Source organism: Citrobacter sp. RHB20-C16, from assembly GCF_013890155.1.
Classification (GTDB): Bacteria; Pseudomonadota; Gammaproteobacteria; order Enterobacterales; family Enterobacteriaceae; genus Citrobacter_A; species Citrobacter_A amalonaticus.
This window is the reverse complement of sequence record NZ_CP057630.1, coordinates 202,744-224,848: the sequence shown is the minus strand read 5'-3', so window position 1 is coordinate 224,848 and position 22,105 is coordinate 202,744. Positions and strand designations below refer to the sequence as shown.

The window sequence follows — 22,105 nt, the reverse complement described above, 5'->3', positions numbered from 1 at the left end:
ATGGAGAGTCATATGAAGCCGTCCATTATTCTCTACAAAGCGTTACCTGACGATTTACTGCATCGCCTGGAAGAACATTTCACCGTCACCCAGGTGCCGGACCTGAGCCCGCAGACGGTTGAACAACACGCGCAAGCCTTTGCCAGTGCTGAAGGTCTGCTGGGCTCCAGCCAAACCGTCGATACCGCGCTGCTGGAGAAAATGCCGACGCTCCGCGCAACCTCAACGATCTCCGTGGGGTATGACAATTTCGATGTGGATGCGCTGAACGCACGTAAGGTACTGCTGATGCATACGCCCACCGTGCTGACGGAAACCGTTGCCGATACGATCATGGCACTGGTGCTATCGACCGCTCGCCGCGTTGTGGAAGTGGCCGAGCGCGTGAAGGTCGGCGAATGGACCTCCAGCATTGGTCCTGACTGGTTTGGTATTGATGTGCACCACAAAACGCTGGGGATTGTCGGGATGGGACGCATTGGTCTTGCGCTGGCACAGCGCGCCCACTTCGGCTTCAACATGCCGATTCTCTACAACGCCCGCCGCCACCATCAGGAAGCGGAAGAGCGCTTCAACGCCCGCTACTGTGACCTCGATACGCTGTTGCAGGAATCAGACTTTGTCTGCCTGATCCTGCCGCTGACCGACGAGACGCATCATCTGTTTGGCGCAGAGCAGTTCGCTAAAATGAAATCCTCTGCCATCTTCATTAATGCCGGACGTGGTCCGGTGGTCGATGAAAACGCGCTGATTGCCGCACTGCAACAGGGCGAAATACACGCTGCCGGTCTGGATGTGTTTGAGCAAGAGCCACTACCAGTTGATTCACCGTTGTTGTCGCTGAGTAACGTTGTGGCGGTACCACACATTGGTTCAGCCACCCACGAAACGCGCTATAACATGGCGGCCTGCGCGGTAGATAATCTGATTGATGCGCTGCAAGGAAAGGTCGAGAAGAACTGCGTGAACCCGCAGGTTGCGGGGTAACAAAAACAGCCGGGAGGCGCTATCGCCTGCCCGGCAGCTTCATCACTGAATAGCGTTAACCGCCGCAGTCCAGGCCTGGTTAAATGCCTGATGCTGCGAGGCCAGCGGCCCAATCAATGCGTTGTACTGACTTGCCTGCTGCGAAGTCGGGAACTGAATACCATTCGCCACAAAACTCACCTGCGTATCCTGCTGCGCGACAAAATCACCCACCTGGACCAGTTGCTGAGTGAAGATCTGCGCGGCCGGGATCAGCGGCTGCAACGCGTCTGCGGGCGTCGTCACCACTTTCTTATACACCTGGTCAAACACCGGCTTCAGGTCATCGGCCTGTTTCAGTGCGCCATGCGCCGCATCGGCCTGCAGTTTCGCATTCTGCAACTGCTGACCCAATACGCCGAGAGAACCGTTCAGGTCACGCAGCGGCCCACGTTGCGTCACATAATCCTGTGGCACACGGATGGCATTAACGCTATCAACAACCGGACGCAACGCGGAATCCATCGCCTGGTTCACCTGCTGTGAGTAGCCATACAGAATCGCGTAATCAGAAACAAACGGACCGAACTGTTTTTTCTGATCGGCGGTCAGGGTGGGTAGACGCTCGCCGCTACGCATCACCGTATTCTGTAGAAAATCGACAAACGCTTTACGCTGATCGCCTTCTTTATCAAAACACCCACTCAGGCTAACTACCATTAACAACGCCGCAAGAGGCGCAAACCAGCGAGAGCAGGACTTACCTGTCGCCATTTTAATACTCCTTTCACCCAAAAATGCGCACTGCGCAATACGCGTGCCTTACGGCTTACAAGGATAGTCCAGGTCAGGCTCGCAGGATACCCCTTCCGCGTAATCTTGTGGCGGAAATTCGTCTGGCGAAATAGCGATGACCAAATTGTTATTTTATTGTTAAACACATCACATTTACCACCTCTGTTCTGAGGGCATTAACAAGAAGTAGTTCTATGATTTTAATAGCTTTTCAGCATTAAGTCGGCCAGTGAAGGGGCAATTCGTACGATTATCGCACGTTAACCTCGGTGGGGTGATTGCCGAACACGGGCTTCAATGTTTTGATTAATTGAACGATTAACGAATAAACGTTCGATAATCGCACAATTAATCCTAACGCTTGCGGTGGAGAAAATAAAAACACCCTCTGTCCCCCGCGTTGCTTTCGCAGGAATGACCGCATGACAAACAAAACGACTGATATTCAAGCGTTTATTAACGAGCATCCCTTTTCAAAATACCAGTGGATGATTCTCGTGCTGTGTTTTGTGACCGTCGCGATGGACGGATTCGATACCGCGATTATCGGCTTCATCGCCTCCGATCTCGTTCAAGAGTGGGGCGTTGAAAAATCCGCGCTCGGCCCGGTCATGAGCGCCGCGCTGGTGGGGCTTGCCGTCGGAGCGCTCACCGCGGGTCCAATGGCTGACCGCATCGGTCGCAAAAAAGTCCTGATTATATCGATTCTGGTGTTTGGCGGCTTCAGCCTGCTCACCGCCTTTGCCAGCACGCTGAACCAACTGACCGCATTGCGCTTTTTAACTGGTCTGGGTCTGGGGGCGGCAATGCCCAATGCCGCGACCCTGATGAGTGAATACGCACCAGAACGCCGTCGCGCGCTGCTGGTGAATCTGATGTTCGTCGGATTCCCGATTGGCTCGTCGATGGGCGGGTTTGTCTCCGCCTGGCTGATCCCGCATTACGGCTGGCAAAGCGTACTGATCCTCGGCGGCGTGATGCCGCTGGTGCTGGCAGTGGTGTTGATCGTTTTACTGCCGGAATCTGCCCGTTATCTGGTGGTTAAGAACAAATCACAGCAGCAGATTGGCACCATTCTGCGCCGTATCGCCCCGCTACCGGAAGCGACGCACTTTGTCCTGCGTGAAACCGGCCAGATTAAAGAGAAATCAGCGCTGGGCGTCATCTTCTCGCCGCGTTACGCACTGGGTACGGTAATGCTGTGCCTGACCTACTTTATGGGGTTGCTGATCTTCTATCTGCTGACCAGTTGGCTGCCGCTGCTGATCCGTGAAACAGGGGCCACGCTGAGCCAGGCGTCCATCATTACCGCCTTGTTCCCGTTGGGCGGCGGAATTGGCGTCCTGGTGCTGGGCGCGCTGATGGACAAATTCAACCCGAACAAAGTGGTGGCGGTCGGCTGGTTGTTGACCGGGGTGTTTGTCTGCCTGGTTGGGTTCTCCACCAGCAGCCTGGTGCTCATGGGGGTGATGGTTTTTATCGCCGGGACAATCATGAACGGCGCACAATCGTCCATGCCCGCGCTGGCGGCGGGTTTTTACCCCACACAGGGCCGCGCGACTGGTGTGGCATGGATGTTAGGTCTGGGCCGTTTCGGCGGCATCCTCGGTGCGTTTAGCGGCGCCTTCCTGATGCAGGCGCAACTCGCGTTCGAAACCATCTTTACATTCCTGGCCATTCCGGCGTTAGTGTCTGCCTTTGCCTTGATGATGAAATACTGGGCAGGTAAACGCCAGCTCTCTGGCGCATCAACGCCGACAGAATCACCGACTCACGCCGCGCAAAAAGCCTGATTTTTCCTCCTGGCAGGTAATCGCCTGCCAGGAAATAGTCATATTTTCGTAATCTTTACATTTCACATTACCACGCGGGATATAGTGCCCGTTATCAAATCGTTAGCAAGCTACAAATCCGCCGCCTTCTCGCCGCTGAAACGAGTCTTGTTCCCCTCTTAAACTGTGACGCCCAACGCGCTTTCTCATTTACGACTATTCTTAACTGGCTTCGATGAAATTCACGATCTCGCTGTGTGATTTAAAGGAGTTCTCAATGGAATCTAAAGATCCAATGTTTGAGCTGCTGAGCAGCCTGGAACAAATTGTTTTTAAAGAAGAAACATCAAAAATCACCCTGACACATAAGCCAAGTCCCTTTAGCGAATTTGAACAATTACGCCGGGGGAGCGGGCTGGAAACGGATGATTTCGCCAGAGCGTTAGGCGTAACGGTTGCACTGGTACAGGAGTGGGAATCAAAACGCGTTAAACCCTCCAGTACCGAATTGAAGCTGATGCGCCTGATACAGGCTAACCCGGCATTGAGTAAGCAGTTGATGGAGTAATCGACAATCATTGATGAACGGTCCTGATACAGGACCGTTTTCTGACCACTTAACCTATCGGGCGAAAAATAACAGTTGCATCCCCAGGCGTTACATGAGTTAATGCGTTCCACGGTTTGACGTACAGACCATTAAAGCAGTTTAGTAAGGCAGTCCCCTTCAAGAGTTATCGTTGATACCCCTCGTAGTGCGCATTTCCTTAACGCTTAAAAAATCTGTAGAGCACGCCATATCGCCGAAAGGCACACTTATTTTTTAAAAGGTAATACACTATGTCCGGTAAAATGACTGGTATCGTAAAATGGTTCAACGCTGACAAAGGCTTCGGCTTCATCACTCCTGACGATGGCTCTAAAGACGTGTTCGTACACTTCTCTGCTATCCAGAACGATGGCTACAAATCTCTGGACGAAGGTCAGAAAGTTTCCTTCACCATCGAAAGCGGCGCTAAAGGCCCGGCAGCTGGCAACGTAACCAGCCTGTAAGCTTAGATAAGCTCAGAATTCAAGATCCCTGCCAGACGGCGGGGATTTTTTTTATCTCTTGCCCGCCTTTCGATATCCCTGTTTCCCTTCTTTGCATTACTTTACCTGGCCAGCCTTTGACCTTTCCCTAAGGGTAAGCTTTATAGTGAAAACCCTGTTTTTCACATGGAATTGACGCTATGTCCAGACTCCCGTTGTTCTTCACGCTAGGTTTACTCACCAGCGGCGCCGCGTTTGCTGCATCGCCAGAAGCCACATTCCTTGCCGAACATGGTCTTGCCGGTAAGTCAGTCGAGCAGATCGTGGATACCATCGATCAAACGCCACAATCCCGCCCGCTGCCGTATTCGGCTTCCATCACCAGTACCGAGTTAAAACTCGCTTCTGATGGGCAGATGTATACCCTGCCGTTGGGCGAAAAATTCTATCTCTCGTTTGCACCTTACCAGCAGCAGACGCACCCGTGCTTTAACCACAGTTTGTCCGGCTGCCAGGGTGAAATGCCGGACACGACGTTCAACGTTAAAGTGACGGATAACAAAGGCAATGTGCTGATTCAGAAACCGCTCAAAAGCTATCAGAACGGGTTTATCGGCGTCTGGTTGCCGCGCAATATTGAAGGGACAATAGAAGTGAGCTACAACGGCAAAACGGCATCACACGCCATTGCCACGAAGGATGACAGCCAGACCTGTCTGACGGAATTGCAGTTGCAGTAACTCTTCCTGTCCCGTCCATAAAAAAACCTGCCCGAGGGCAGGTTTCAGCGTTTGTCTGCGGTGGTGACTTGCGCGATGTTTATTGCAGCAGCGAAATATCCGCCACACGCAGGAACAGCTCACGCAGTTTTTCCAGCATCGAGAGGCGGTTGATACGCAACTCTTTATCCTCGACGTTCACCATCACTTTTTCGAAGAATAAATCGACCGGCTCGCGCAGTTCAGCCAGTTCCACCAGCGCGTCCTGGTAACGGCCTTCGGCAAAGTACGGTTCGAGCTTGTCACGCAGTACCACAACCTGCATCGCCAGCGCGATCTCTTCTGGCTCTTTCAACGTTGAGGCATTAACACGCTCGTTCAGCGTCTCATCAGACTTCGCCAGGATGTTAGAGACACGCTTGTTGGCTGCCGCCAGCGCAGATGCCGCTTCCAGCGTACGGAAGTGCGAGACCGCCTTCATACGCGCGTCAAAATCAGCCGGACGGGTCGGACGACGTGCCAGCACCGCCTGGATGGTATCCACGGTGTAACCTTCATCCTGGTACCAGGCCCGGAAGCGACCGAGCATAAAGTCGATCACGTCATCCACAACGTTCGCGTTGGTCAGCTTATCACCGTACAGACGCACCGCTTCCTCGGTCAGCGTTTGCAGATCGAGGTTCAGGTTCTTCTCAACGATAATGCGCAGCACGCCCAGCGCAGCTCGACGCAGCGCAAACGGGTCTTTGTCCCCTTTCGGGTGCTGACCGATACCGAAGATTCCCGCCAGGGTGTCCATCTTATCCGCAATCGCCAGTGCGCAGGCAATCGGGTTAGACGGCAGGTCATCACCGGCAAAGCGCGGTTGATACTGTTCGTTCAGAGCGACGGCAACATCTTCCGCTTCACCATCGTGGCGAGCATAGTGCATGCCCATTACGCCCTGGGTATCGGTGAATTCGAAGACCATGTTGGTCATCAGGTCACATTTCGACAGCAGGCCCGCACGGGTGGCATGGTTAACGTCTGCGCCAATCTGACCGGCAATCCAGCCCGCCAGCGCCTGAATACGATCGGTCTTGTCGCGCAATGTACCCAGCTGCTGTTGGAACAGCACGGTTTGCAGACGCGGCAGGTGATCTTCCAGTCGTTTTTTACGGTCAGTATTGAAGAAGAACTCGGCATCCGCCAGACGCGGGCGCACCACCTTCTCGTTACCGGAGATGATTTGCTGAGGATCTTTCGATTCGATGTTCGCAACGAAGATGAAGTTCGGCAGCAGTTTGCCGTCGTTGGCGTAGACCGGGAAGTACTTCTGGTCACCTTTCATGGTGTACACCAGCGCTTCAGAGGGTACCGCGAGGAATTTCTCTTCGAATTTCGCCGTCAGTACCACCGGCCATTCCACCAGCGAGGTCACTTCTTCCAGCAGGCTGTCGCTCAGATCGGCATTACCGCCAATAGTACGCGCCGCGTCTTCGGCATCCGCTTTGATTTTGGCTTTACGCTGTTCGTAGTCGGCAATGACCTTACCGCGCTCCAGCAGGATTTGCGGATACTGGTCGGCATTGTCGATGGTGAACTCCGGCTCGCCCATAAAGCGATGGCCGCGAATAATGCGATCGGACTGAATACCCAGAATGGTCGCCGGAATGACTTTGTCGCCCAGCAGCAGGGTCACGGTATGAACCGGACGTACGAAATGCACGTCGCTTGCTCCCCAGCGCATCAGTTTCGGGATCGGCAGTTTCGCCAGCGATGTAGCGATCATGTTCGGCAACAGCGCTTCGGCGCTTTCGCCTTTCACGTGTGCACGATACAGCAGCCATTCGCCTTTATCGGTGGTCAGACGCTCAGCCTGATCAACGGTAATACCACACCCCCGAGCCCAGCCTTCTGCCGCTTTGCTCGGTTTGCCTTCGGCATCAAATGCCTGGGCAATCGCCGGACCGCGTTTTTCAACTTCGCGATCGGGCTGTGATTCCGCCAGATTAGCGATTTTCAGCGCCAGACGACGCGGTGCCGCAAACCATTCAACATGGCCGTGCGCGATGCCGGCGTTATCCAGCTCCGCCGTCACGTTCGCAGCAAAGGATTCCGCCAGGCTGCGCAGGGCTTTTGGTGGCAGCTCTTCAGTGCCGATTTCCACCAGGAAAGTTTTCTCAGACATGGCCGCCTCTTATTTGTCTTTATTGCACATCGGGAAGCCGAGGGCTTCACGGGAAGCGTAGTAAGCTTCTGCCACTGCTTTAGTCAGGGTACGAATACGCAGAATATAGCGCTGGCGTTCGGTGACGGAGATGGCTTTACGCGCATCCAGCAGGTTGAAGCTATGGGCGGCCTTCAGAATACGCTCGTAGGCAGGCAGCGGCAGCGGCGTTTCCAGCGCCAGCAGTTGCTGCGCTTCTTTCTCGTACTGCTCAAAGCAGGTGAACAGGAAGTCCACGTCCGCGTATTCGAAGTTGTAGGTGGATTGCTCCACTTCGTTCTGATGGAACACGTCGCCATACGTGGTTTTACCCAACGGGCCGTCGCTCCAGACCAGGTCGTAAACGCTGTCTACGCCCTGAATGTACATGGCCAAACGTTCCAGACCATAAGTGATTTCACCGGTGATCGGCTTACATTCCAGTCCGCCGACCTGCTGGAAGTAAGTGAACTGTGTCACTTCCATCCCGTTCAGCCACACTTCCCAGCCCAGACCCCAGGCACCCAGCGTCGGGTTTTCCCAGTTATCTTCCACGAAGCGAATGTCGTGGATGGTTGGATCCATACCCAGCTCTTTCAGCGACCCGAGATACAGCTCCTGGATGTTGTCCGGAGAGGGCTTAATCACCACCTGAAACTGATAGTAGTGCTGTAAACGGTTCGGGTTTTCGCCATAGCGTCCATCAGTTGGACGACGAGAAGGTTGCACATACGCGGTTGCCATCGGTTCTGGCCCCAACGCACGCAGGCTGGTCATCGGGTGCGAGGTACCTGCACCCACTTCCATGTCCAAAGGTTGAACAATGGTACAGCCCTGACGAGCCCAGTAATCCTGTAATGTCAGGATCAGGCCCTGGAAGGTCTTGGTATCAAACTTTTGCATAGTATTTCGTGCTGGATACGTGTGGTTTTAAAAGGAAGGGTTCAGTATACCCGCTGACTGCAAGATATACAGTACGAAACGGGAAAAAGGCAGGGCTTAACGCATGGAAAGATGTAAAAACTGCCCATCCGCGTCAAAAGAGCAGACAAAACTCTCTTTACGGAAGGTAGCGCCGCGCATCTCATAACTTCCCTGAAATTGTTCAAAGCCCGTAACATCAATTTTCTGCGTACCGGTATTATAGCGTCGCGCAGCCTGATCTTTGCACAGCGCTTCCATATCCAGCGTGCGCGTGGGGCTGACTTTCACTTTCTGCGCCTTTTGTGTCGGCGATGGCTGGGAGGGTGTACATCCTGCCAGCAACAGAATCACCATTGCTGGAAAAAAAGATTTCATCATCATTTTATTACCGCCTAATTTACTGATCAGTCTTATTATTATTACGTTCGGTGTGGCAGACGCATTTTGCGAATCTCATCGGACCATCACAACCTTTAGTGTAAAAACTCAGATTAATCCAGCGGGACAGGCTGACAAAATGTGAGTCAGACCATTTTTGAAACGAAAACAGAGGAACTGATGCAGCCCAAAATTTTCTGGATTGATAACCTGCGAGGGATCGCCTGTCTGATGGTGGTCATGATTCACACCACAACCTGGTACATCACCAATGCACAGAGTGTCAGTCCCGTTAACTGGGATCTTGCCAACGTACTGAATTCGGCTTCACGCGTCAGCGTGCCGCTATTTTTTATGATTTCGGGCTACCTCTTTTTTGGCGAGCGCAGCGCACAACCACGCCATTTTTTACGCATCGCGCTGTGCCTGCTGTTCTACAGCGCCGTTGCCCTGCTCTACATCACATTGTTTACTTCGATTAACGCCGAACTCTCCTTAAAAAATCTGCTGCAAAAACCGGTGTTCTATCATCTGTGGTTTTTCTTCGCGATCACCGTGATCTATCTGGTCTCGCCGCTGATTGAGGTGAAAAACGTGAGTGGCAAAATGCTGCTGGTGCTGATGGTGGTCATTGGCATTCTCGCCAATCCGAATACCGTGTCGCAAAAAGTCGGCGGATTCGAGTGGCTCCCCATTAATTTGTATATCAACGGCGATACCTTTTACTACATTTTGTACGGGATGCTGGGACGCGCTATCGGCATGATGGAGACACAAAAACGCGCGCTTTCCTGGTTAAGCGCGGGACTTTTCATGCTGGCGGTGTGGGTCATCTCTCGTGGGACGTTGCATGAACTACAGTGGCGCGGCAATTTTGCCGATACCTGGTATCTCTATTGCGGCCCTATGGTCTTTATCTGTGCAGTCGCGCTACTGACGCTGGTGAAAAACACGCTGAATACGCAAACGGTCCCTGGGCTGGGGCTGATTTCACGCCATTCACTCGGCATTTATGGCTTTCATGCGCTCATTATTCATGCCTTGCGCACCAGCGGTCTGGAAATCAAACGCTGGCCGCCGCTGGATATGTTGTGGATTTTCAGCGCGACCCTCGTGGCCAGTTTACTGCTTTCAATGCTGTTACAACGCATCGATACGCGCAGGCTGGTCAGTTGATGTTGAAATGCCCGGTCGTGGCGCCGGGCATTTCAGAGAGGCTAAAACCGTTATCAGGGAGAGCGCCGTCTCAGACGCCGTAACAAATAGCAAGCCAGGAAACCCCACAGCAAAGTGATCCCCTTTTTATTTAATGATCCGATGCACGAATCAGGCGTACAAAACCCAGTAGACCCATAAAGAGCGCCACCGGATAGAGACCCCGCCCACTCAGTGATAGCGGCGCGTTGAGGATGCCGACCAGAAACAACCCCAGCGTGATAAGCGCGACCAGTTGGCACACGGTAACGACGCTATCGTCCAGTTGGTCGCGTTTTTCCTCACGTAGATAAACGTATGTGACAAACATTGCGGTCACCAGGACACCGAGGAAATAACCTTTTCCGCTCAGTAAGGGACATGCCATCCCTAAGCCGATAACGTAAGTCGATGTGCCTGAGATGAGCAACAACCAGGAAATTAACGTTGAGCTTTTCACTGGGATCTCCTTATCCAACGGATGCAGATTAGGGATAACCTATGAAAGACAACACTGAAAAATGAACAGAAAATGGAATTTCAGAATAAATCCATATATTTAATTTATTGATCAATTATTTATATGCTTTGGGTTAATCCCTCCTGCAAAACAGGAGGGATTCAGGCTCAAGACATGAGTGGAAGTAGCTGCTGATAAAGACGACGGAAGGTTTCCCGGCGCTGTTGATAAACGCTATGGCGTTGCCTGTCAGGCATGTGTGTTTGTTCAAGCGGAAGTTGCGGTAATAACTCGGCTAATGGCTTCTCCGGATTCATCGCAATTTGCGCCAGACGAGCGGCACCCAGTGCCGGCCCCACATCACCACCGGTGCGATAATCCAGTTGCAGGCCGCTGATATCCGCCAGCATTTGCCGCCAGTACGCGCTGCGCGCACCGCCGCCGATCAGCGTGATGCTTTGCGGCTTCACCCCACAGGCATGTACCACATCCATCCCGTCGGCCAGCGCATAGCCCACGCCTTCCAGCACCGCGCGCGCCAGCTCAGCCGGTCCATGCTGATGGGTCAGACCAAAAAACACGCCTTTCGCCTGCGGATTATTGTGCGGCGTACGTTCACCTGAAAGATACGGCAAGAACCAGACAGGGTCGGCTGCCTCATCAGCCTGCTGCGCCGCATCAATCAGCGCCGGCACCGTCTTCAGACCGGTTAATGTTGCCGCCCAGTCCAGACAGGAGGCCGCACTTAGCATCACCGACATCAGATGCCAGCGCTCAGGCAACGCATGGCAAAAGCTGTGTACTGCGCTTTCGGGCTTGCTCAGGAAACCGTCGCTGACGGCAAAATAGACGCCGGACGTTCCCAGTGACAGCATGGCCTGATCGGCATTGACCATCCCCACGCCGACTGCGCCCGCCGCATTGTCGCCACCGCCTGCAACGACAGAAACCGCAGGCATATCCCACGCCATTGCGACATCAGGCAGCAATTTGCCGGTAATCTCACTCCCTTCGAATAACGCGGGCATATGGTCACGGGTCAGGCCGCAGGCATTCAGCATCACGTTACTCCAGTCACGTTTTTCCACATCCAGCCACATCGTTCCCGCAGCGTCAGACATATCGCTGGCAAATTCACCGGTCATGCGTAAACGCAGATAGTCTTTCGGTAGCAGCACCTTTGCCACCTGCCGGAACACCGCTGGCTCGTGGCGCTGTACCCACAGCAGCTTCGGAGCCGTGAATCCAGGCATCATCAGGTTACCCGTGATGGCGCGCGACTGCGGTACCATTGACTCCAGCAACGCACACTCCTCGCCACAACGTCCGTCATTCCACAGAATAGCCGGTCGCAGCACCTGTTGCTGGCTGTCGAGCAACGTCGCGCCATGCATCTGCCCGGCAATCCCCAGCGCTTTCACTTGACTTAACGAATGCTGCTTGCCCAACGCCTTCAGGGCGCGGTCGGTCGCCAGCCACCACTGTTCGGGATCTTGCTCCGACCAGAGCGGATGAGGACGGGAGACGGTGAGTTTTTCCGTTTGCGATGCGACCACCTCGCCTTGCTCATTGAGCAAAATCGCTTTCACGCCCGAGGTGCCAAGATCGATCCCAATATACATAGAGTGGGTTCCTTAAACTGAAATGCCCGGTGCCACAACGCTCACCGGGCTTGTCAAATCACCGACCAGGAAACGCTGAGTCACCCGGCGATATCGATTATTTATCGAACAGGTAATGATTCACCAGGTTTTCCAGCTGTTCCTGATGACCGCTCTGATGCACCGGCGCCAGGTTGTGCTGTTCAGCATAATGCGCCAGTTCGCTTAACGACATCTGTCCTTTCAGGATCTGCTGGCCCAGTTCGCTACTCCAGCCGGCATAACGTTTCGCGACGCGCTTATCCAGCTCGCCATCCTCAATCATGCGCGCGGCAATTTTCAGCGACAGCGCCATCGTGTCCATCGCGCCAATATGGCCATAGAACAGATCGTATTTATCCGTACTCTGACGGCGCACTTTGGCGTCAAAGTTCAGGCCACCGGTGGTGAAACCGCCCGCTTTGAGGATTTCGTACATCACCAATGCGTTCTCTTCTACGCTGTTCGGGAACTGGTCGGTATCCCAGCCCAGCTGCGCGTCACCCCGGTTGGCATCGACAGAGCCAAACAGACCCAGCGCAATCGCCGTGGCGATTTCGTGGTGGAACGAGTGACCTGCCAGCGTCGCGTGGTTAGCCTCAATATTCAGTTTGATCTCTTTTTCCAGACCAAACTGCTTGAGGAAGCCGTAAACGGTTGAGGCGTCGTAATCATACTGATGCTTGGTCGGTTCCTGCGGCTTCGGCTCAATCAGCAGCGTGCCCTGGAAGCCCGTTTTGTGTTTGTGCTCAACCACCATTTGCATGAAGCGGCCAATTTGCTCACGCTCCTGACGCAGGTCGGTATTCAGCAAGGTTTCGTACCCTTCACGACCGCCCCACAGCACGTAGTTTTCACCACCCAGTTTGTGCGTGGCGTCCATCGCCGTTACCACCTGGGTGGCCGCCCAACTGAACACTTCTGGATCCGGGTTCGTCGCCGCCCCGGCACCATAACGGGGGTTGGTGAAGCAATTTGCCGTACCCCACAGCAGTTTCACGCCGCTCTGCTCTTGTTTCTCTGCCAGCACATCCACCATTTCGGCGAAGTTATTTTTGTACTCTTTCAGCGACGCGCCTTCCGGCGAAACATCGACATCGTGGAAGCAGTAGAACGGAACGTGCAGCTTGTGGAAAAATTCAAACGCGACGTCCGCTTTACGTTTTGCCAGCGCCAGCGCATCCCCCGGTTGCTGCCACGGACGATTAAACGCCCCGACACCAAACATATCAGCCCCGTTCCAGCAGAAGGTATGCCAGTAGCAGGCTGCAAAACGCAGATGATCTTCCATCCGTTTGCCCAATACGATCTCATCAGGGTTGTAATGACGGAATGCTAACGGATTAGTGGAACGGGGGCCTTCATAACGAACGCGATCGAGTTGGTCAAAATATGCCTGCATAATGAACTCCATAATCAGGAAATACGACGAGAATAGGTCATGTCGTAATATTGAGCACTCCCCTCCCGTTGCTCAATTATGTTATTTCACACTGCTATTGAGAGAATTCACAAGTGTGCGCCACCTCGCAAAATAAAAATATCCATTTGCAAAAAATGGGTACTCTGCTGGCATAAATGCAACATTCAGTCTTCACCATAAAAAGTACGATCCTGGTCATAATTCAGGAAATAAACCAAATTTCGTAACCGCAAGATAAAAATCTGTAATTGTCTTCCCCGTATGAATTGCTAAATTCTGCAACGTCTTATGCTGTGATTGTTACTTTTATTGTTGCTCCCTCTAACGAAAGGCATCACGATTATGAAGATGAAGAATCTCTTACTCACTGTCTGCACCTCCCTTTTGCTCACCAGCGTGGCAGGACATGCCAAAGAAATTAAAATCGGCATGGCGATTGATGACCTGCGCCTCGAACGCTGGCAGAAAGATCGCGATATTTTCGTCAGCAAAGCCGAATCGCTTGGCGCAAAAGTCTTTGTCCAGTCCGCGAACGGGAATGAAGAAACCCAGATGTCGCAGATTGAAAATATGATTAACCGAGGCGTGGATGTCCTCGTTATTATTCCTTATAACGGACAAGTATTAAGTAACGTGGTTAAAGAGGCGAAACAGGAAGGTATTAAAGTTTTAGCTTATGACCGCATGATCAATGACGCAGACATCGATTTCTATATTTCATTTGATAACGAAAAAGTCGGTGAATTACAGGCCCAGGCATTAGTTGAACGTGTCCCTCAGGGAAATTATTTTCTGATGGGCGGCTCGCCGGTCGATAATAATGCCAAACTCTTCCGCGCCGGGCAGATGAAAGTTTTAAAACCGTATATCGATTCCGGAAAAATAAAGGTGGTTGGCGATCAGTGGGTTGATGGCTGGCTGCCGGAAAATGCGCTGAAAATTATGGAAAACGCCTTAACCGCGAACAATAACAACATTGACGCCGTTGTCGCCTCCAATGACGCGACGGCAGGCGGTGCGGTTCAGGCGCTCAGTGCGCAAGGGCTTTCAGGAAAAGTGGCGATTTCAGGTCAGGACGCCGACCTTGCGGGTATCAAGCGCATTGTCGCAGGAACACAAACAATGACCGTGTATAAACCGATTACGCTGCTGGCCAATACCGCCGCCGAAATCGCCGTAGAACTGGGTAACGGACAGCAGCCTAAAGCCGACGCTACGTTAAACAACGGTCTGAAAGATGTCCCCTCCCGCTTATTGACGCCGATTGACGTTAACAAAAACAACATCAATGAGACCGTGATTAAAGACGGATTCCATAAGCAGAGCGAACTGTAAGCGCAGCGCCCCAGCGATGGCTGCGGGCGCGCATTTCCCACTACGCCCGGTTCTCTCATTGGCTACTGCGGAGTCGCTATGTCCTGTCTACTTGAAATGAAGAACATCACCAAAACCTTCGGTGTCGTCAAGGCGATTGATAACGTCAGCCTCAGACTGAATGCCGGTGAAATTATTTCATTATGCGGCGAGAATGGCTCAGGTAAATCGACGCTGATGAAAGTACTGTGCGGTATTTATCCCCATGGCAGTTACGAAGGTGAAATTGTATTTGCTGGAGAAACGCTACAGGCCAACCATATTCGTGATACCGAGCGCAAAGGGATTGCCATCATCCATCAGGAGTTAGCACTGGTTAAGCACTTAACCGTGCTGGAGAATATTTTCCTCGGTAGCGAAATAAGCCGTCATGGCGTGCTGGATTACGACATGATGACCCTGCGCTGCCAAAAATTGCTCAGGCAGGTCAGTCTGGCAATTTCGCCCGATACCCGGGTGGGCGAACTGGGCCTTGGTCAGCAACAGCTGGTTGAAATTGCGAAAGCGCTGAATAAACAAGTGCGCCTGCTGATTCTGGACGAGCCGACAGCGTCACTCACCGAACAGGAAACAACGGTGCTGCTGGAGATCATCCGCGATCTGCAACAGCACGATATCGCCTGCATCTACATTTCACACAAGCTGAACGAAGTGAAAGCCATTTCCGACACGATCTGCGTGATCCGTGATGGCAAGCATATTGGCACCCGCGACGCGGCTGGCATGAGCGAAGACGATATCATCACCATGATGGTTGGCCGCGAACTCACTGCACTCTACCCCAGCGAACCTCACACCACGGGTGAAGAGATTTTACGCGTTGATCACCTCACGGCCTGGCATCCCGTCAATCGCCATATCCGGCGCGTGAATGACGTTTCCTTCTCACTAAAGCGCGGCGAAATCCTGGGGATTGCTGGTCTGGTCGGCGCGGGACGCACGGAGCTTGTTCAGTGTCTGTTTGGCGTCTGGCCCGGGCGCTGGGAAGGAGAGGTGGTGATTGACGGTCAGTACGTTAACATCCGCAACTGCCAGCAGGCCATCGCCCACGGGATCGCCATGGTTCCGGAGGACCGCAAACGCGATGGTATTGTGCCGGTCATGGCGGTGGGGAAAAACATTACCCTCGCCGCGCTTGATCAGTTCACTGGCAAGGTAAGCCAGTTAGATGATGCCGCCGAATATAAATGCATCCTCGAATCCCTGCAACGTCTCAAAGTCAAAACGTCTTCTCCTGAGCTGGCGATCGGACGTCTGAGCGGTGGGAATCAACAAAAAGCCATTCTGGCGCGCTGCCTGTTGCTTAACCCGCAAATTCTCATCCTTGATGAGCCTACCCGGGGCATCGATATCGGCGCGAAATATGAAATCTACAAGCTCATTAACCAGCTCGTTCAGCAGGGTATCGCCGTAATTGTCATTTCGTCTGAATTGCCCGAAGTGCTGGGGCTCAGCGACCGCATTCTGGTGATGCATGAAGGAAAACTGAAAGCCAACCTGGTCAATCATAACCTGACGCAAGAGCAGGTGATGGAAGCCGCTTTGAGGAGCGAACATCATGTCGAAAAACAATCCGTCTGACGTTAAACTCACCGCCCCACTGACGGGCGTTTTTCCTGGGATTAAATCGCTGAATCTACAGGTGTTCGTGATGATCGCGGCCATCATTGTGATCATGCTGTTCTTTACCTGGACAACAGACGGTGCGTATCTCAGCGCACGTAACGTCTCCAACCTGCTCCGCCAGACCGCGATTACGGGGATCCTGGCGGTCGGCATGGTATTCGTCATCATCTCAGCGGAAATCGATCTCTCCGTCGGTTCCATGATGGGACTGCTGGGCGGCGTCGCGGCTATCTGCGACGTCTGGCTGGGTTGGCCGCTGCCGTTCACCATTATCGTCACGCTGGCGCTGGGATTGCTGCTCGGCGCCTGGAATGGCTGGTGGGTCGCTTACCGCAAAGTTCCCTCATTTATTGTGACTCTGGCCGGGATGCTGGCGTTTCGCGGTATCCTCATCGGCATCACCAATGGTACAACCGTATCGCCGACCAGCTCCGCCATGTCGCAGATTGGGCAAAGCTACTTATCCAATGGATTGGGCTTCACCCTCGGCGCGATGGGTTTGATGGCGTTTATCGGCTGGCAGTGGCGCGGGCGCATGCGCCGGCAGTCCCTGGGTCTTGATGCCCCGGCGTCAGCCAGCGTAGTGGGCCGCCAGGCATTAACTGCCGTGATTGTGTTAGGCGCCATCTGGCTGTTGAATGATTATCGCGGTGTGCCGACGCCCGTTCTGCTGCTGGTATTTTTGCTGCTCGCCGGGATGTTCATGGCGACACGAACCGCATTTGGCCGACGTATTTATGCCATAGGGGGCAATCTGGAGGCCGCCCGTCTTTCCGGCATTAACGTTGCGCGGACCAAACTGGCGGTGTTCGCCATCAATGGTCTGATGGTGGCGATTGCCGGGCTCATTCTCAGTTCGCGTCTCGGTGCCGGGTCGCCATCGGCGGGAAACATCGCCGAACTGGACGCCATTGCCGCCTGCGTCATCGGCGGAACCAGCCTGGCGGGTGGCGTCGGCAGCGTTGCCGGCGCAGTGATGGGTGCATTTATTATGGCTTCTCTGGATAACGGAATGAGTATGATGGATGTCCCAACGTTCTGGCAGTATATCGTGAAGGGAGCGATTCTGTTGCTGGCAGTATGGATGGATTCAGCGACAAAACGCCGCGCCTGAGCTGCTGAAAAATAGGGCTATTTTTATGCCGGTCACTCCTGTCCGGCATTGTCGTTTATGAAAGAGTGAGCAGAGACAGAACCATGTTTGATAAACGTCACCGTATTACCCTGTTATTTAATGCCAATAAAGCCTACGACCGTCAGGTGGTGGAAGGGGTCGGTGAATATCTACAAGCCTCGCAATCCGAATGGGACATCTTCATTGAGGAGGACTTCCGCGCCCGCATTGATAACATCAAAGAGTGGTTAGGTGACGGCGTGATTGCTGACTATGACGACGATGAAATCGCACGATTGTTAGTTGACGTCCATGTGCCCATCATCGGTGTCGGAGGCTCCTATCATCTGGCGGAAAATTATCCTCCTGTCCATTATATTGCCACCGATAACCATGCTCTCGTTGAGAGCGCCTTTCTGCACCTGAAAGAAAAAGGCGTCAACCGCTTTGCCTTCTACGGCCTGCCGGCCTCCAGCGGAAAGCGCTGGGCGGCGGAACGCGAGCATGCCTTCCGCCAGTTGGTGGCGGAGGAGAAGTATCGGGGGGTGGTGTATCAGGGACTGGAAACCGCGCCTGAACTCTGGCAACACGCGCAAAATCGACTGGCGGACTGGCTGCAAACCCTGCCGCCGCAGACGGGTATTATCGCGGTCACTGACGCCCGCGCCCGCCATGTTCTTCAGGTCTGCGAACACCTGCATATTCCGGTACCCGAAAAGCTGTGCGTCATTGGCATTGATAACGAGGAACTGACCCGCTATCTGTCACGGGTTGCGCTGTCATCGGTGGCTCAGGGCGCGAGGCAAATGGGCTATCAGGCGGCAAAGCTGCTACATCGCCTGCTGGCCGATGAGGAACTGCCGCTCCAGCGCATCCTGGTGCCTCCGGTGCGCGTCGTTGAACGTCGTTCGACAGACTACCGTTCCCTCTCCGATCCCGCCGTTATTCAGGCGATGCACTATATCCGTAACCACGCCTGCAAAGGCATCAAGGTGGATCAGGTACTGGATGCAGTTGGGATTTCACGTTCCAATCTGGAGAAGCGGTTTAAAGAAGAAGTGGGAGAGACCATTCATGCGGTGATCCACGCTGAAAAGCTGGAGAAAGCGCGTAGCCTGTTGATTTCCACGACGCTGTCGATCAACGAAATCTCGCAGATGTGCGGCTATCCTTCGCTGCAGTATTTCTATTCCGTTTTTAAGAAAGAGTACGACACGACGCCGAAAGAGTATCGCGATCTGAACAGTGAAGTGTTGATGTGATGGGGTGGGACCGAAACAAAAACGCCTTCTTTGCAGAAGGCGTTCGGGGATTACATATGGGCTGCGATTAATCGCTGGTTATCCTGATACATCGCGAACAGATAATTGTTGTAACTCTGCCCCTTCGTTGAATAACCCTTCAGCTTATGAATCATCGCTGTCGCCGTTACTTCCTGATCCGCTTTACGCAACTGTGCGCGTGATTTACGGAAAGAGGCGTAAGCCGGATGCGTGTTCAGATTGATTACATAGGCGCTGACCGACTCTTTGACGGAATCGAACTGCGAGTAACCTTTCACTTTACCTGGCGCATTGTTACAACTCCCTTTAGCACACTTCATGCCGAACAGGTTGTTATTGCTACGCGCAAGCTTAGAAGTACCCCAACCGCTTTCTGCCGCAGCCATCGTCGCCACCATACTGGTCGGGATGATGTCTACGCGCTCCAGCAACGTATTCCACGGAATACTCCGGGTGTTGCCCGACCATTTCACCTTGTAGCGCTTCGCAATATCTTTCATGCGCTTACGCTCAGTCGGTGACCAGCGATTCTGATACTGCTTTGAGATCAGCCAGTTACGATCGGCAGTAATCGCCGCATTTTGACTGGTAATATAAGGCATAACCGTCCGGAGAAACGCTTTTTTCCTTGGCGTTCCGGAAGGGTATTTTCGCAAATCAGGAAGTGAACTGCTCTTTGCACTATTGCGAGAATACTCTTGTTTACTGCTTACCTGTTTATTACTTGTCTTGGTTACGTGGGACTTTTGACTCGATGTTGTTGTGTGCGTCTTTGCCAGCACCTCACCCGAAAATACGATGGTGAGTAACATAAGAATCATTGCCCCATATCGTCGTATGGGAGTCAATATCATTAGGTCTCCTGGTCGGATTGAATCATTCCAACACCTTATATTTTTCACAATTTTGAGAGTTGAATCTCAAATCATATCAAAAATAGCGATCAAGAGCACCCTAATGAATAGGCCAATTCCGAAACCATGTCACGCATAAACTATCCCACAAGGAACTAATTCGAACGATTTGTGGTGGTTATCGCAAATTAAGGCTATTTTTTGCCCAAAATCACTCATCCGCGCCCCTCATCCTGGTTGAATGCAGTTGAAGGATGAGTTTCGTCAGCGGGTTCTCAGGCAAACTGGTTAAAATCGCCGCAAAAAGGACCGCACAATGAAACTTGCTGCCATCGCCCTCGCGCTACTGCCAAGCATCACGAGCGCCGCAACATGGACGTCTCAGGGCTTCCCCTCTTTTACCGCGGAGGGAACCGGTAAGTTTGCCAGTCACGCTGAATTGACGAAGGGTACTCGTTCCTTAACGCTCAATTTTGACCAACAGTGCTGGCAGCCGGCTAATACGATAAAACTCAATCAGATGCTGTCGCTGATCCCGTGCGAAGGGACCCCGCCGCAATGGCGTTTGTTCAAAGATGGCCGTTATACGATGGAAATCGATACCCGTTCTGGTACGCCAACGTTAATGATTACGCTGCCGCGCGAAGCCGAACCTACCGCCAATGTGGCACGCCAGTGTCCGAAGTGGGATGGAAAGCCACTGACGTTAGCGGTCGCGCAGACTTTCCCGGAAGGGAGCGTGGTACGCGATTTTTACAGCGGACAGACCGCCACGGTGAAAAACGGTCAGATAACCCTGCAACCCGCACCTGCCAGCAATGGCCTGTTACTGCTGGAACGGGCAGAGACCGACGCACCAGCGCCGTTCGACTGGCACAACGCCACGGTCTATTTTGTGCTCACCGACCGCTTCGAGAACGGCGATCCGTCCAATGACCAGAGTTATGGTCGCCATAAGGACGGCATGGAGGAAATCGGCACGTTTCATGGCGGCGATTTACGCGGTCTGACTCACAAACTGGATTATCTGCAACAACTGGGCGTGAATGCATTATGGATAAGCGCTCCGTTCGAACAGATCCACGGCTGGGTGGGTGGCGGCACGAAAGGCGATTTCCCGCACTATGCCTACCACGGTTATTACACGCAGGACTGGACCACGCTTGATGCCAACATGGGCAACGAAGCCGACCTGCGTGCGCTGATTGACGGCGCACACCGGCGCGGGATCCGCATTCTGTTTGATGTCGTAATGAACCACACCGGCTACGCCACGCTGGCAGACATGCAGGAATATCAGTTCGGCGCGCTCTACCTTTCTGGCGATGAGCTGAAAAAAACGCTCGGTGAGCGCTGGACAGACTGGAAACCTGCCGCCGGGCAGAGCTGGCACAGCTTCAATGATTACATCAACTTTAGCGATAAGGCCGCCTGGGAAAAATGGTGGGGGAAAGCGTGGATCCGCACTGACATTGGCGATTACGACAATCCTGGCTTTGACGATCTCACAATGTCGCTGGCTTTCCTGCCGGATCTGAAAACCGAATCGACGACCCCATCTGGTCTGCCGGTGTTTTATCAACATAAAGCCAACACGCGCGCGAAAGCCATTGAGGGCTACACGCCCCGGGATTACCTGACCCACTGGCTGAGTCAGTGGGTGCGCGATTACGGTGTCGATGGATTTCGCGTCGACACGGCAAAACACGTCGAACTTCCGGCCTGGCAACAGTTAAAAACGCAGGCCAGCGCGGCACTGGTTGAATGGAAAAAAGCGAATCCGGACAAAGCGCTCGATGATAAGCCGTTCTGGATGACGGGTGAAGCCTGGGGTCACGGCGTAATGCAGAGCGACTACTATCGCCACGGTTTTGACGCGATGATCAACTTTGACTATCAGGAGCAGGCCGCAAAAGCCGTCGATTGCCTGTCAGGTATGGAGCTCGTCTGGCAGCAGATGGCGGAAAAGTTACAGAGTTTCAATGTATTGAGTTATCTCTCCTCGCATGATACTCGTCTGTTCCGTGAAGGCGGAGATAAAGCCGCTGAGTTGCTGTTGTTAGCGCCCGGCGCTGTACAAATATTCTATGGCGATGAGTCCGCGCGACCTTTCGGCCCCACAGGCTCTGATCCGTTACAGGGCACACGCTCTGAGATGAACTGGCAGGATGTCAGCGGAAAATTGGCCGACAACGTTACCCACTGGCAGCGCCTCGGTCAGTTCAGAGCCCGGCATTCGGCCATCGGCGCAGGTAAGCAAACCACGCTCTCGCTCAAACAGGGATACGGCTTCGTTCGCCAGCACGGCGACGATTCGGTGATGGTCATCTGGGCAGGCCAGCGTTAACGTAAACCGGCGTCTG

19 protein-coding genes are annotated in these 22,105 nt (G+C 53.3%); 11 read left to right on the top strand and 8 right to left on the bottom strand.

The annotated features are described in order from the left end of the window. The first annotated feature begins 12 nt into the window (after positions 1 to 12). The gene (ghrB, locus tag HVX64_RS01060; protein ID WP_044253762.1) at positions 13 to 987 is read left to right on the top strand and encodes a glyoxylate/hydroxypyruvate reductase GhrB; all 975 of its coding nucleotides are present in this window, start codon (positions 13 to 15) and stop codon (positions 985 to 987) included. A 42-nt stretch (positions 988 to 1,029) separates the two neighbouring features. Here ghrB and HVX64_RS01055 read toward each other — a convergent pair whose 3' ends face one another. Beyond that, positions 1,030 to 1,740: a DUF3053 domain-containing protein gene (locus tag HVX64_RS01055; RefSeq protein WP_042998569.1), complete on the bottom strand. Its 711-nt coding sequence runs from the start codon at positions 1,738 to 1,740 to the stop codon at positions 1,030 to 1,032. Between the two features lie 443 nt (positions 1,741 to 2,183). Here HVX64_RS01055 and HVX64_RS01050 point away from each other — a divergent pair, with 443 nt between their 5' ends. The 4 genes from HVX64_RS01050 to cueP all read left to right on the top strand — a co-directional run bounded on the left by HVX64_RS01050 (position 2,184) and on the right by cueP (position 5,305). Further along, positions 2,184 to 3,554: an aromatic acid/H+ symport family MFS transporter gene (locus HVX64_RS01050; RefSeq protein ID WP_044253765.1), complete on the top strand. Its 1,371-nt coding sequence runs from the start codon at positions 2,184 to 2,186 to the stop codon at positions 3,552 to 3,554. Positions 3,555 to 3,810: 256 nt separating this feature from the next. Further along, entirely contained in the window at positions 3,811 to 4,101 is a 291-nt protein-coding gene (locus HVX64_RS01045; RefSeq protein WP_042998571.1) for an HTH-type transcriptional regulator, read from the top strand. 272 nt (positions 4,102 to 4,373) lie between these two features. Then, on the top strand, positions 4,374 to 4,586 hold the full coding sequence (cspA, locus tag HVX64_RS01040; RefSeq protein WP_000014594.1) for an RNA chaperone/antiterminator CspA: 213 nt from the start codon (positions 4,374 to 4,376) through the stop codon (positions 4,584 to 4,586). Between the two features lie 179 nt (positions 4,587 to 4,765). Next, positions 4,766 to 5,305 (top strand): copper-binding periplasmic metallochaperone CueP, encoded by a 540-nt coding sequence (gene cueP, locus HVX64_RS01035; protein ID WP_042998572.1) that lies wholly within the window; start codon positions 4,766 to 4,768, stop codon positions 5,303 to 5,305. Between the two features lie 79 nt (positions 5,306 to 5,384). Here cueP and glyS read toward each other — a convergent pair whose 3' ends face one another. From glyS to HVX64_RS01020, 3 genes are all read right to left on the bottom strand, one after another. Next, positions 5,385 to 7,454 (bottom strand): glycine--tRNA ligase subunit beta, encoded by a 2,070-nt coding sequence (glyS, locus tag HVX64_RS01030; protein WP_044253773.1) that lies wholly within the window; start codon positions 7,452 to 7,454, stop codon positions 5,385 to 5,387. A 9-nt stretch (positions 7,455 to 7,463) separates the two neighbouring features. After that, entirely contained in the window at positions 7,464 to 8,375 is a 912-nt protein-coding gene (gene glyQ / locus HVX64_RS01025; protein ID WP_042323214.1) for a glycine--tRNA ligase subunit alpha, read from the bottom strand. Positions 8,376 to 8,471: 96 nt separating this feature from the next. Further along, a complete protein-coding gene (locus HVX64_RS01020; protein WP_042998574.1) occupies positions 8,472 to 8,777 on the bottom strand; it encodes a YsaB family lipoprotein in 306 nt (101 codons plus the stop codon). 177 nt (positions 8,778 to 8,954) lie between these two features. Between HVX64_RS01020 and HVX64_RS01015 the strand changes: the two genes are divergently transcribed. Further along, positions 8,955 to 9,950, top strand: a complete 996-nt coding sequence (locus HVX64_RS01015; protein ID WP_044253814.1) for an acyltransferase — start codon at positions 8,955 to 8,957, stop codon at positions 9,948 to 9,950. Between the two features lie 130 nt (positions 9,951 to 10,080). Here HVX64_RS01015 and yiaB read toward each other — a convergent pair whose 3' ends face one another. From yiaB to xylA, 3 genes are all read right to left on the bottom strand, one after another. After that, on the bottom strand, positions 10,081 to 10,428 hold the full coding sequence (gene yiaB, locus HVX64_RS01010) for an inner membrane protein YiaB (RefSeq protein ID WP_042998575.1): 348 nt from the start codon (positions 10,426 to 10,428) through the stop codon (positions 10,081 to 10,083). Between the two features lie 167 nt (positions 10,429 to 10,595). Then, positions 10,596 to 12,050, bottom strand: a complete 1,455-nt coding sequence (gene xylB / locus HVX64_RS01005; protein ID WP_044253776.1) for a xylulokinase — start codon at positions 12,048 to 12,050, stop codon at positions 10,596 to 10,598. A gap of 97 nt (positions 12,051 to 12,147) precedes the next feature. Continuing rightward, entirely contained in the window at positions 12,148 to 13,470 is a 1,323-nt protein-coding gene (xylA, locus tag HVX64_RS01000) for a xylose isomerase (RefSeq protein ID WP_042998577.1), read from the bottom strand. Between the two features lie 363 nt (positions 13,471 to 13,833). On the opposite strand from xylA, the gene xylF reads away from it, so the two are divergent. From xylF to xylR, 4 genes are all read left to right on the top strand, one after another. Beyond that, positions 13,834 to 14,826 carry a D-xylose ABC transporter substrate-binding protein gene (xylF, locus tag HVX64_RS00995; protein ID WP_042998578.1) on the top strand — a complete coding sequence of 331 codons (993 nt, stop codon included), beginning with the start codon at positions 13,834 to 13,836 and terminating at the stop codon, positions 14,824 to 14,826. A 78-nt stretch (positions 14,827 to 14,904) separates the two neighbouring features. Beyond that, complete coding sequence (locus tag HVX64_RS00990) at positions 14,905 to 16,446, top strand: xylose ABC transporter ATP-binding protein (RefSeq protein ID WP_044253780.1); 1,542 nt, start codon at positions 14,905 to 14,907, stop codon at positions 16,444 to 16,446. Further along, positions 16,424 to 17,605, top strand: a complete 1,182-nt coding sequence (gene xylH / locus HVX64_RS00985) for a xylose ABC transporter permease XylH (RefSeq protein ID WP_044253783.1) — start codon at positions 16,424 to 16,426, stop codon at positions 17,603 to 17,605. The genes HVX64_RS00990 and xylH overlap by 23 nt, the downstream gene beginning before the upstream one ends. A gap of 83 nt (positions 17,606 to 17,688) precedes the next feature. Then, positions 17,689 to 18,867, top strand: coding sequence for a D-xylose utilization transcriptional activator XylR (xylR, locus tag HVX64_RS00980; RefSeq protein WP_042998581.1), 1,179 nt, complete (start codon positions 17,689 to 17,691; stop codon positions 18,865 to 18,867). A 50-nt stretch (positions 18,868 to 18,917) separates the two neighbouring features. On the opposite strand, the gene HVX64_RS00975 is transcribed toward xylR, so the two are convergent. Next, positions 18,918 to 19,742, bottom strand: coding sequence for a protein bax (locus HVX64_RS00975; RefSeq protein WP_042998582.1), 825 nt, complete (start codon positions 19,740 to 19,742; stop codon positions 18,918 to 18,920). Positions 19,743 to 20,058: 316 nt separating this feature from the next. On the opposite strand from HVX64_RS00975, the gene malS reads away from it, so the two are divergent. Then, entirely contained in the window at positions 20,059 to 22,089 is a 2,031-nt protein-coding gene (malS, locus tag HVX64_RS00970; protein WP_044253792.1) for an alpha-amylase, read from the top strand. Positions 22,090 to 22,105: the final 16 nt, after the last annotated feature.